This window comes from Clostridium aceticum (assembly GCF_001042715.1).
GTDB classification, from domain to species: Bacteria; Bacillota; Clostridia; order Peptostreptococcales; family Natronincolaceae; genus Andreesenella; species Andreesenella acetica.
This window is the reverse complement of record NZ_CP009687.1, coordinates 2826967-2839678: the sequence shown is the minus strand read 5'-3', so window position 1 is coordinate 2839678 and position 12712 is coordinate 2826967. Positions and strand designations below refer to the sequence as shown.

Below are 12712 nucleotides of genomic sequence, written 5' to 3'. Positions count from 1 at the left end.
GATATACATGCTAGAATTAATGAAAACACTTCTATCTATAAGAATAGATGAGACTTCTAAAGATACCCTTCTTGAACACTTCCTATCTAAAGCCCAAATTATCATCAAGGGCTACTGTAATATTTCCAATATCCCAGAAAAGTATAACCACGTAATCGTAGACTATGCAATATACCTATATAAAAATAAAGACAGTGAGGGCTACAAAGAAAAAAGCGAAGGGGAAAGAAAAGTCAAATATGATGGAGCTATCCCAGAATCTATAAGATTTGCTTTACCCTTGCCTAAAATCAAGGTAGGTGGCTATTAATGTTTTATGATACAGAAGTAAAAATTCTAAAGGATAGCACTAGAGACAGTGTAGAAAAAACAATCTATGCAGATGTTCAGCCATACTTAAGACATTATTCCTTTGAAGATGGCTATGACATCTATATTACCAAGAGAATGTTTTGTGAAAAAGAAGAGAGTATAACCATGGATACCTACCTATTAATAGAAGATAAAAAATACAAAGTGATGGAAATAAAGAAGTGGCAGGATTACTTAGAAGTGTGGCTATATGAAAGTAGAAGGGATTAACTAATATTATGCAGGCTTTCGGGTGTGCTTTTTATTTTTTGAAAGAAGGTGGAGTATGGCAAGGGATATAGAAACCATGCTGGATTTTTTTATAGATGAAAAGGGTGAAAAAATAAAGTTAAATGGAATAGAGGATATTGCTCTTATTAGGGATGCGATGGACAAAATAAACTACTATGATGATAAGATCATTAGAACAAAAATAAAGCTTGAAACAGGCAATGTAGTAGAATACCAAGACGACTTATACATAGTTATTAGCGAAATAGATCAAAATCAAAAGTCCTATCGAGGGAGGATTAGAAGGATAAATTATCCTATTAAAATAGTAGTAGATGAAGAGATATGTGAGTTTAACACAATTATTGAAGGAATCAGCTTTGGAATAGATGAAGGAAAATTTATGAATTTACAGGATGGAAAAATCCAAGTAACCCTTCCAGCGGATATTATTTCAAATAGAATAGGCGTGGATATGCGTTTTATTAAAATGGGTACAGCATGGAAGGTAGTAGGGGTAGATAAAAGCAAACTAGGACTCATTACACTGTACTGTGAAAAGGACTCATTCGGAGTAAATGATGATAAGGAAAATGAAATTGCTGATAAGGATAAAATTGTAGATCCAGTAGAAATCCATGGAAATTACAACATCACAATCAATGGAAGTGATATGATCTATTACGGTAGGGAAAGAGAATTTACTGCAACTGTCACCATTGTTGATACTGGAGAAGTTGTTGAGGATAAAGAGGTTATATGGAGTTTAGATGCACCAAATAACAATGCAGCCATTATTAGCCAAGAGGATGGTAAATGTGTGGTGCTAGGTGGAAACACATATGGCAAAGTCAATTTAAAATGTGAGTTGGTGGATGATGGTGAAATTTATAGTATAAAGGAAATAACCATTAGAAGTATATTATAGGAAAAATTCACAGCTATTATGGGTATTTAATTTTTATCAAAGACTAGGGGGTAGTTATATAGAATGGAATGGGGAAACAAAAGCGTAGGTTATCTATTAAGTGTACATATTTTAAAACAGTTACAGGATAGAAATCTTATTACAGAAGAAGAGTTTAGAGAGATTGACACAGAGAATAAAAAGTCCTTTCAAATGGCTAAAAATCAAGGAATTCACTTGATTAGTTGACGGATGAATTATATCATTGACACACCCAAAAGAATATATTTGAAGGGATGGATTTTATGGCAAAAGCAGTTATATTAAAACCTACAGAGTATAAGCAGTTTAATGGAAGGTCAAAGAATGAAATAAAAAGAGTAGCAGCCTATTGTCGGGTAAGTACCAATCACGAAGAACAACTTAATAGCTATCAAGCACAAGTATCCCATTATACAGCTCTCATTCAGAATAACCCTGAGTGGGAGCTTGTTGATGTTTTTGCCGATGAAGGGATATCAGGAACCAATTCAAAAAAACGACCTGAGTTTCAAAGAATGATAGCGGAGGCTAAAGCAGGAAAGATTGATTTAATTCTTACAAAATCTATTTCAAGATTTGCTAGGAATACAGAGGATGTTTTAAAATATGCAAGGATGTTAAAGGGAATAGGGGTGGCAATAGAGTTTGAGAGAGAAAGAATAAATACCCTAGAAGCTTCAGGGGAGGTCATGATGACCATCTTTAGTTCTTTGGCACAGGAAGAATCAAGAAGTATTTCAGAAAACTCCAGATGGGGCATTGTAAAAGGCTTTAAAGATGGTAAGGTATTTTGCAACACAACTAGGTTCCTTGGATATGATAAAGATGAGAATGGTAATCTAGTTATCAATAAAGAGGAAGCAGAAATAGTAAAAAGAATCTATCAGGAATATTTGGAAGGAAAAAGCTATCAGGCTATCGCAAATGGCTTAGAAAAAGATAAAATACCTACAGTGACAGGTAATAAAAAATGGTGGGACAGCACAATAACTACTATACTAACCAATGAAAAATATTATGGAGCATTACTTCAACAAAAGACTGTGACGGTAGATTTTTTAACCCATAAGCGTGTAAAGAATCAAGGCTTTGCTGACCAGTATTTTATAGAGGATAACCATGAAGCCATTATTCCCAAGGAAATGTGGGACAAGGTTCAAGAGGAAAAAGAAAGAAGAGCCTTACTCAAAAACAATGTAAAAGGGGATAGAGGAAAATATTCCAGCAAATATCCCTTTAGTGGCAGAGTTATTTGTGGCGATTGTGGGAATACCTTTAGAAGAAGGACTTGGAACAGTAATAATCAAAGCAAGAAAATTGTATGGCAATGTAAGACATATATTCAACAGGGAAAAGATGCCTGTGATATGAAGGCGGTAGATGAACAGGTACTAAAGGATGCTTTTGTGAAGATATTTAATCAGATGCAGGAAAATAAAGAGGGTTTCACAAAGACGCTATTGGAGAATATAGAGAAGGTGTTTAAGAAGAGAGCAAAAGGCGATGAGATAGAAAAGATAGGTGAAAAGATAGAAGATATAAAGAATGAACTAAAGGCACTGGTGAAACTACAAACCAGTGGGCAAATGGATGGAGAAGTTTATAATGAGGAATACATAAGGATATCCCAAGAATTAGAAGATTTAAGAAAAGAGAAGGCTAAATTTGAAAGGGCAAATGAGGCTGAGGAGGAATATAGGGATAGAGTAAGAGAAATTATTGAAATATTAGATAGTATGGACGGATTACTAGAAGAATTTAATGATGAAATATTTAATGCCTTGGTTGAGAAGATTGAGATTCTTAAGCCAAGGCATTTTGTTTTTGTTTTGAAGAGTGGGGTTAGGGTGGAGGAAAATATTTTGTAGAAATTAGAGGGTATTTGGTAAATTGTGGCGAAGTAACAAATGGTATTCGGTTGAGATTATATGATCTTTAGTTTTTTTGATTGGAGGGATTAATATATGGATAGACCAAATAAAACTGCTAATGCAGGGGTACATGGTTCAACAGGTTTTGAATTTCAAAAATATTGTGCTTTATACATTTTATTTGATAAATATAAAGAAATTAAAAATAGAAAGTACTTTATATGTTTAGAGCATCATGACGATTTTTTATTTTGTTATCAGTCGAATGATGAGTTTATTGAATCTATTGATGTTTATCAAGCAAAAAAATCTTCTTCAGAGTGGAATCAAGGAAAGGAACTGTATGAAATACTAAAAAAGATGTTGGATGTCGGGGCGGCTTTACATAATGATAATATTCCTAAATGGGATAACTATTATCACAATCTAGAGTTTACTACAAATAACTCTATTAAGTTAAATAATGGTATAAACAGAAATGGCGAAAGAATAACTGCTACTATTAACGAATCTAATAATAGATTGAAATTTATAGACTTAAATGAAGAGATAGCAAGCAAAATAGAAACAGAAGTTAAAAAGCTATTAGGAAAAAATTTAGTTGGTTTAGAGGAATTGGATAATGTTTCAATGGCATATATTGATTTACCCAAAAAGGATAAGCAACAAAAGGACTCTTTGGTAGGATTTTTTAATAGTTTGTTTGGAAAGAAGGTTAGCGATCACAGAGCAGCAGTAGACACATTGCTGCTACTATTTAGAGAAGTTGAGAATACACTGAATAATGGGAATATCGTAAAGCTTATGGATAAGTCGAAACGTGTTAGTAGTGATATGGTGAATGAAGCTTTAAATATTATAACTACTAAAAATATGGCATTAGAACTGTGGCGTGCTGAAAAGAAACAAGCTTGTGAAAAATTAGGAATTGTTATTTCCGAGAGGAAGAAATTTGAAGAAGATTTTTGCAATTCTATTGATAGATTTAAAGACAAACAACAAGTAGAACATCAAAAGATTTTTTCTTTTGTTTATAAAAACAAAAATTATTTAGATAATTTTATAGAAGAGATTGATTGCATTCAAGCTTTTTATGAGGATTTTAAGAATAATGTGAATTCACTACTAGCACCAATAACTATTAAAGCTGCTATATATGCGGCTTACATAGAAGTGAGGGATGAACTTTGGGAACAAAACTAATTATAAACAAACTTGTTGCATACGCAGAAAGTAATAATAAGTATTTTCATTCGGAATTTGATAATGGTGTTAATGTTATTTATGGAAAAAATACATCTGGTAAAAGTACAGTTTTTCAGTTGATACTATATACTTTTGGTATCAATGATAATAATGACTATTTAAAAGAAATTATTGACGAAGAAGTAATAATAAGAGTGGACTGCCAATTATTAAAAAATAATAATACAGAACAAGTGATTTTTATAAGAGAAGATGAAACTCTTTATATAAAGCGAGGGAAATTTCCAACAATTAAATTCAATGGTATAAAAGCAAATAATTCTGCAGAACATATTAAATTAAAAGAATATATGCATGAACTATTTGATTTTTCTTTAAGATTAGAAAATAAGGATGGATATAATGTAGCTCCCATAGAAGCAATGTTTTTACCCTATTATATACCGCAGTCAGTTGGGTGGGTTTACCTCAGAAAAGCTTTTAGTGGATTTGAATTTTATAAAAACTTTAAAAATGATTATTTGGACTATTACTTAGGGATAGAATCTTTTGTTGATAGAGAAAAGAAACAGAAACTTGAACTACAACTAAAAAGCAAAGAGGATGAAATGAAATTTTTTATTAATTTAGAACAAAATAATGAAGAATTTTTAGTTACTAAATTAGTAGATGAACAGTTTACTGAATTGTCTAAAGAGTATATCGGTTCACATAGTGAAAACCAACAGATCTTAATTGAAAAAGAAGAGAAATTTATTTCTAAATGCAATGAACTTAGTTATTATTTAGAAAGAAAGTCATTACTTAGGATGATATCAAAAAATCACAAAAAGCAAAATCCAATTAGTGGAAAGTGTCCTAGCTGTAATCAAGAGCTTCCCTTTAGTATTGGTGAATCCTATAAGTATCTTCAAGAACAAAATGATACAAAAAAAGAAGTTGAGCATTGTAAACATAAGATAAAAAGTTTGCAATCTGAAATAAATTCTTTAAGAAAAGAAATAGATAAGCGTAAAAATCGTAAAATGAAGGAATATGAAATACTAAAGAAATATAAAAAATACAATGTTTCCTTTGATAATTGGTTGAGGGATAAAGTAAACATACAATTGATTGACAACATAAAACATAAACTAGGTGAATTAACATCTGAAAAGGAAAAAATATCAAATGATCTAAAAGCTTTTAAAACAGAAGAAGATGTTGAAAGTTCCAGATTAGTTAAGAGTAAAGAATTTGCAAAGATTTTTCAGTCCTACCTTGATGAATTAGGTGTAAAACCACTAAAAGAAGATCGTTATAAATCACTATATCAAATCTCAGCTTTTCCATCTCAGGGTGTCGAACTTCATAAAACAGTACTTGCATATAACTTTGCATTTAACAAAGTAATAGAAAAAACAGACCCAATTCATAGATTTCCCTTTATGCTTGATGCAATTTTTAAAGAAGATATAGATCCAGCAAATAAAAATAAAATTATAGAATTTATTGGTACGAATAAACCAGACGATACCCAAGTAATACTATCAATTGCAGAAACAAAAGAATATGAAAACAATATATATAGATTTAATAATGATTATTTTAATGGAGAAGCGAAACTGATATGTATAGGCGAGTTAATTAAAGAACGTGCATTTTTAAGTAACTATGATGGTAGTATAGATGATTATTTAGAGGAAACATTTGAAATTATTAATTGATTATAATAAATTGAATTATATATTTAGGGATTGAAATAATATATCCCTTTCACCGACTCAACACATGTTGAGAGTGTTGTGTTGATAGAGAAAAAATAGGTTGGAGTCAGTGGTTCAGAGTGTTTCAGATTAATCGAATAAAGGATATATGTTCCCCTAGACGAGTGTTTAGGGGATTTGTCTTTGAAAGGGTGAAGAAATTTTGCAGAAAGAAAACCTGTAGAAACCACTGTTTTATTACTGTGATAGTAATTTAGTTTTTTATTCTTGCTTTATCTTAAATTACCATAAAGAATTTCTTAGGTTAATTTAAGAAGGAATTATTTATAATATAACGAATTAAGAATATTAACAAATATCTACAAATATCGACTGAGTTTTTAATTATTAGTGGAATAAGTGTAGGAGGAAAATTAATAAAGAAAGTGAGGGTATTTCTTTTTTAGTGGTCAAAAATGCTACACAGGAGCTTAGAAATATACTACAAGAACAGGGGTGAATAATATGATATTAAAAAAAAATAATATCTTTATTATTAGTAATTTGCATGGTAATACCTATAGCAATTAATGATTCATCTGTTTATGCTATTGATTCTATCCCAGGAGACTATAGTATTAGATGGCGATTTGAGGAGAGTCATTTAGATGATACGGGACATTTGATGTCGAGTTACATCTATTCAGAGGGTGGATCTTTGCAGTACGATACTCAAAATCCAAAGGAGGGGAGCTTTTCCGCTTTCTTCGATGGCAAAACTATGATTTATACTCAAGATTATTATGCTGATGGAAAATACCTTCTAACCAGATTAGGGGGGAATAGTCAGATCTCTGTTTCTACTCTAGTAAAAGTTACAGAAGCTCGAGATCAAGGTATTTGGGAGTTTTTGCCTGATTTTCAAGGTGATTTATATATTAGGTATACCAGTGATAATAAAGTGACTATGGGATTTAATTATGTAGAAATTGAGTCAGCCCAAATAGTACCATTGAATGAATGGCATTTAATTACTTATGTTTGGGATGGTACTGAAATGAAACTATATATTAATGGAAGTCTCTCGGCTAGTGAAATTCATCCCGATGCAGGGACAATTGATTTTAGCGAAGGGCATTGGTTTGCTGATTGGTATATCGGATCGGGTTTCGGTATCAATGGTTCACCTAATTTTTTTGATGGATATATGGATGATTTTATTGTTTATGGAAGAGCATTAGCAGCAGTAGAAATTCAAGATATGTATGATTTTTATTTTCTTCCACAAATTCCTCAGTATACTGTCAGCTTTAATGTAGACGGAGGAACCACTGTTCCAAGTCAAGATATTCCTGAGGATGGAAAAGCCGTAAGACCAGCTCCAAACCCAACAAAAGTAGGTCACACCTTTGATAATTGGTATACCAATAGTAGTTTCACAACAGAATTCGACTTTGAAAATACACCAATCACCCAAGATACAACTGTCTTTGGAAAATGGGACATCATTCAATATACTGTAGAGTTTGATAGTCAAGGAGGAAGTGCAGTAGATAATGAAGTAGTGGATTACAATACTATATTACCAACCCCAATAGCCCCAACTAGAGCAGGCTATAGCTTTAGTGGTTGGTACAGGGAAGCAGGGTTAATCAACCAATGGGATTTTGCAACAGATGTAGTAACAACACATACAACTTTATATGCAAGGTGGAGTATCAATCAATATAGCGTAAGTTTTGATGTAGATGGAGGCACTGCAGTTGCTAGTCAGACGATAGAGCATAATGGAAAAGTTGTAGAGCCAGTACCTCCAACAAAGACAGGCCATACCTTTGATGGATGGTATACCAATGGTAGTTTTGGTACAGAGTTTGATTTCGACAATACAGAAATTACAGGAAATACAGTAATCTATGCTAAGTGGAACATTAATCAATATACAGTAACTTTTGATTCTCAGGGAGGAAGTTCAGTAGGTAGTGAAACGGTAGATTACGACAGCCTATTATCGACTCCAGTAGCCCCAACTAGAGCAGGCTATAGCTTTAGTGGTTGGTACAGGGAAGCAGGGTTAATCAACCAATGGGATTTTGCAACAGATGCAGTAACAACACATACAACTTTATATGCAAGGTGGAGTATCAATCAATATAGCGTAAGTTTTGATGTAGATGGAGGCACTGCAGTTGCTAGTCAGACGATAGAGCATAATGGAAAAGTTGTAGAGCCAGCTCCTCCAACAAAGACAGGATATACCTTTGATGGATGGTATACCGACAGTAGTTTCACAACGAGCTTCGACTTTGAAAATACACCCATCACCCAAGATACAGATGTCTATGGGAAATGGGATATCATTCAATACACTGTAGAGTTTGATAGTCAAGGTGGAAGCCCAGTAGCAAGTCAAACAGTAGACTACAACAGCCTATTGTCAACCCCAACAGCTCCAACAAGAACAGGCTTTAACTTTGGAGGGTGGTACAAAGATCCAGGGCTAATCAACCAATGGAACTTTGGAGTAGATATAGTTACAGAAAATAGAACCCTTTATGCAAAGTGGTTAACACCTCAAGATAGTATTACAATGATAGCTAGTCCAAACAATGTAGAGTTTACAGAAGATTTTAATCAGATATTTACTTTAAATATATCTAATGATACAGTAATAGGCTCTGTATATAAATCAGATATAAATTTAGGTGGAGTTTTCAGCAACCTAAATATAGGACAAGTAATTAATAGTGAAACAATAGTAACAGCAGAGGTATATGGTAATCTCAGCAGTGCTGGAGTGGGAACCATTACACTAAATGAAAACAAACTTAATAATAGAACAAGCCCATTATCGGCAAATATAACAGTAGCTTCAAAGCCAACCTACACAGTATACTTTAATGTAAATGGAGGAAGTTCAGTAGGAAATCAAACAGTAGCGTATAACCAAAAAGCAACAAGACCTTTAGATCCAACCAAAGCTGGATACACCTTTGATGGATGGTATACCGATAATAGCTTTACAACAGAATTTAATTTTGAAGAAACGATAACTACAGATATGCATATTTATGCCAGATGGGTATCATATAATGCAAATTTAAACAGTTTAATATTAAGCCAAGGTACTCTTTCGCCTGAATTTCACTATGGTACAACAAGCTATGTGGCAAACGTGGCCAATAACGTGACAAATATAAAAATAACGCCGATAGTAGCTGATGCTGGAGCAACAGTAATAGTAGACGGATATGTAGTGGGAAGTGGGCAGCCATCACAGGCAATCAATCTAAACGCAGGCGAAAATACTGTAAAAGTAGAGGTGACAGCACAGGATGGCAGCATAAAGACATACACAGTAACAGTAACCCGTGCTGAATCAGTAGCACCACCAAGAAATTCATCAGGTGGTGGAGGTGGGGGTGATTCAACACCACTATCAAATAACAAAGAAGTTATTATAACCACTCAAGACCAAGTTCAGAAACTTGCCACAGAAACCATAACAGAAATAGACGGTAATAGAGAAATAAAGTTAGTAGTAGATTCCCAGCAGATAAATAGCCTAATAGAAGAATATGCAAAAGAAAATCAAACGAACAAAGAGGTTTCTTTTTCTATAACAACCCCAGGGGATATTACTAGAGTCTTACTGACGGGAGATATTGTTAAAAATCTGGAAGACAACGACTTTAGAGTTTCGATAATAGAAGAACAAGTTCAATACCACTTAGATGCACAAAACTTCGCAATTGAAAAAATCGCAGAATTAATGGGGGTACCTTCAGATAGCTTACACACTATTGACATTGAATTAAATATTGATAAAACATCATCCATAGAAAGTGAAATGCTCAAAGAACAAGCAAAAGCATTAGGTCATGAGATCGTAGTTGAACCTGTAAAATTTGAAATTATAGCAAGGACATCGACTGATTACGGCACCTTTAAGGAGGTTAAAATTAATAGATTTAATACTTATGCTCAGCGCATAATTGAAATTCCTAATGGTGTAGATAAAAACAAGATTACAACAGGCATTGTATCTAATGCAAATAGTTCCTATAGCCATATACCAACAGAAATATTCCAAAAGGATGGTAAGACATATTCAAGACTAAACTCACTTACAAACTCTTCCTATTCAATCATTTGGAGTCCAGTCTTCATAGATGAAGTTAAAGGACATTGGTCAGAAGCAATTGTAAATGATATGGCTTCAAGGCTTGTATTAGTAGATTATCAAAATTTTAAAGCAGACAAAGCAGTTACAAGAGCAGAATTTGCAGAGTATATAGTAAGAGCATTGGGTCTATATAGAGAAGGACATACTTTAGAGAATAGGTTTACAGATCTTGCCAAGAATAAGCATTTGACAAGTGTACTAATAGCAAATGATTGGGGTATCATTAAAGGTTATCCTGATGGAACCTTCAAGCCAGGTGCAACCATCACCAGAGAAGAGGCCATGACAATGTATGCAAAAGCCATGGACATCGTTAAAATTCTTGATAATAGTGAAGATAAACTATCTTTATTTGTAGACAGTAATGAAGTATCCGATTGGGCAACAGCCTATGTAAGAAGAACTGTAGATGCTGGAATCTTCAGTGGTAAAGGCAATGGAATTTTAGACCCTAAAGGTACACTAACACATGCAGAATCATTAGCAGCAATAAGAAGTCTATTAATAAAAGCAGAGTTAATTAATAATTAATCATTCCTGATTCAAGGTTGAAACCATTAAATACATCCCCCCTTAGTAGCCTAAGGGGGGATGTATATATTCTACCGAATATTATCATCATCCTATAAAAACCCATGTTGAGACGGTAGTACTTCTTTCCCACAAAAAAGCAGACACACATATCAACGTAAATGTGGAGTTTGGTGAAGGTGACGGGAAAATTCCAGTGGGCAAGATTGTTGAAAAAGCTGAGGATTATAGACCAAGCGAAAAAGTTACCTATAAGATGATATAAGAGTATATAGAAAGCAAGTATGGTTTCAAAGTGCATACGGCTTATATCGCAGAAGTAAAAAGAGATTTAGGATTACCGATGCATGATGTCCCGAATGTAGTGGAGGAATTGAAAAATTCAAGAAAACACCCAACGCCTGAAAAGGTGGAAGCAATCAAAGATGCGTTGAAGAATTTTGGTATAGTATAATTGATTGGATCAAATCACAGAAATAATGAGTTTTAATAAAATATCATATTATTAGAGGCTAAGTCTGAGTCAATAAAATGGCACGTAAACTTAGTCTCTGTTTTGCATAATACTGGGAATATTTTGATGAAACGTGTATAATAAAAGAAAAGTGCGCAAGGAGTATGAATATGAACTCTGAAATTATAATGTACCAGACTGAAGATGGATTGACAAAAATAGAAACTACTTTTGACAATGATACCGTTTGGCTATCCATTGACCAAATGGCTGAATTATTTCAGCGAGATAGAAGTGTAATTGGTAAACATATAAGAAATATTTTTAAAGAAGGTGAACTTGAAAAAAGTTCAGTGTGGGCAAAATTTGCCTACACTGCTTCTGACGGAAAAGATTATCAAGTTGACCATTATAATTTAGATGTAATTATTTCTGTGGGCTATCGTGTAAAATCCTTGCGAGGTACACAGTTTAGAATTTGGGCAAGTAATGTTTTAAAAGAATATATGAAAAAAGGATTCGCCATGAATGATGACCTTCTAAAAAATAATGGCGGAGGAATTTATTTTGATGAACTGTTGGAGCGAATTCGTGATATTCGTTCATCGGAAAAAGTATTCTGGAGGAAAGTTCTTGATATCTACGCGACAAGCGTTGATTATGATCCAAGAATGGAATCTTCAATGTTGTTTTTTAAAACAGTGCAAAACAAAATGCATTGGGCTGCACATGGTCAAACTGCTGCAGAAAAGATTTATTACGCAGCAAATGCAGATAAACCTCATATGGGTATGCTTAGTTTCAAGGGAGAACAGCCTACACAAGCAGATGCACTGGTAGCAAAAAATTATTGCACAGAAGATGAGTTAGCTGCTTTGAACAGTGTTGTGTCTGCTTATCTTGAATTTGCTGAAATGCAGGCGAGAAGAAGAATCCCGATGTATATGTCAGATTGGATTGAAACATTAGATGGATTTCTGAAATTGTCCAAGCATGAAATTCTAACTCATGCGGGAAAGATTAGTGCTAAGACAGCTGAACTTAAAGCAAAGGAAGAGTATAAGAAATATAAGGCTTTGCATTTAAATGATATTTCTCAAGTTGAAAAAGATTATATAGATGCTCTAGAAGATATGGAAATGAAATTGCTGGGTAAAGGATATAAAAAGTAAGTGCGTATTACAGTAATAATGGGAATATCTGTAAAACGAAGAAGAAGTATAATGCTGATCCGGGAATTGCAGCCCT

At 33.4% G+C, this 12712-nt stretch carries 10 protein-coding genes; all 10 read left to right on the top strand.

The features are described 5' to 3' along the window. Positions 1-7 precede the first annotated feature (7 nt). The 10 genes from CACET_RS13140 to CACET_RS13105 all read left to right on the top strand — a co-directional run bounded on the left by CACET_RS13140 (position 8) and on the right by CACET_RS13105 (position 12636). Positions 8-310, top strand: a complete 303-nt coding sequence (locus CACET_RS13140; protein ID WP_201774948.1) for a head-tail connector protein — start codon at positions 8-10, stop codon at positions 308-310. Then, entirely contained in the window at positions 310-582 is a 273-nt protein-coding gene (locus tag CACET_RS13135) for a hypothetical protein (protein ID WP_044825173.1), read from the top strand. The genes CACET_RS13140 and CACET_RS13135 overlap by 1 nt, the downstream gene beginning before the upstream one ends. Before the next feature lie 55 nt (positions 583-637). Beyond that, a complete protein-coding gene (locus CACET_RS19555; RefSeq protein WP_052661465.1) occupies positions 638-1510 on the top strand; it encodes a hypothetical protein in 873 nt (290 codons plus the stop codon). A gap of 63 nt (positions 1511-1573) precedes the next feature. Continuing rightward, the gene (locus CACET_RS20735) at positions 1574-1738 is read left to right on the top strand and encodes an SHOCT domain-containing protein (protein WP_169747297.1); all 165 of its coding nucleotides are present in this window, start codon (positions 1574-1576) and stop codon (positions 1736-1738) included. Positions 1739-1794: 56 nt separating this feature from the next. Next, positions 1795-3399, top strand: a complete 1605-nt coding sequence (locus CACET_RS13125) for a recombinase family protein (RefSeq protein ID WP_044825172.1) — start codon at positions 1795-1797, stop codon at positions 3397-3399. 96 nt (positions 3400-3495) lie between these two features. Further along, positions 3496-4605 (top strand): dsDNA nuclease domain-containing protein, encoded by a 1110-nt coding sequence (locus tag CACET_RS13120; protein WP_044825171.1) that lies wholly within the window; start codon positions 3496-3498, stop codon positions 4603-4605. After that, a complete protein-coding gene (locus tag CACET_RS13115) occupies positions 4590-6314 on the top strand; it encodes a P-loop NTPase family protein (protein ID WP_044825170.1) in 1725 nt (574 codons plus the stop codon). Before CACET_RS13120 ends, CACET_RS13115 begins: the two co-directional genes overlap by 16 nt. Positions 6315-6861: 547 nt before the next feature. Continuing rightward, complete coding sequence (locus tag CACET_RS13110) at positions 6862-11010, top strand: InlB B-repeat-containing protein (protein WP_082139068.1); 4149 nt, start codon at positions 6862-6864, stop codon at positions 11008-11010. A 295-nt stretch (positions 11011-11305) separates the two neighbouring features. Beyond that, positions 11306-11464, top strand: a complete 159-nt coding sequence (locus CACET_RS21245) for a hypothetical protein (protein ID WP_341410307.1) — start codon at positions 11306-11308, stop codon at positions 11462-11464. Positions 11465-11634: 170 nt separating this feature from the next. After that, positions 11635-12636 (top strand): virulence RhuM family protein, encoded by a 1002-nt coding sequence (locus tag CACET_RS13105; RefSeq protein WP_479722631.1) that lies wholly within the window; start codon positions 11635-11637, stop codon positions 12634-12636. Positions 12637-12712: the final 76 nt, after the last annotated feature.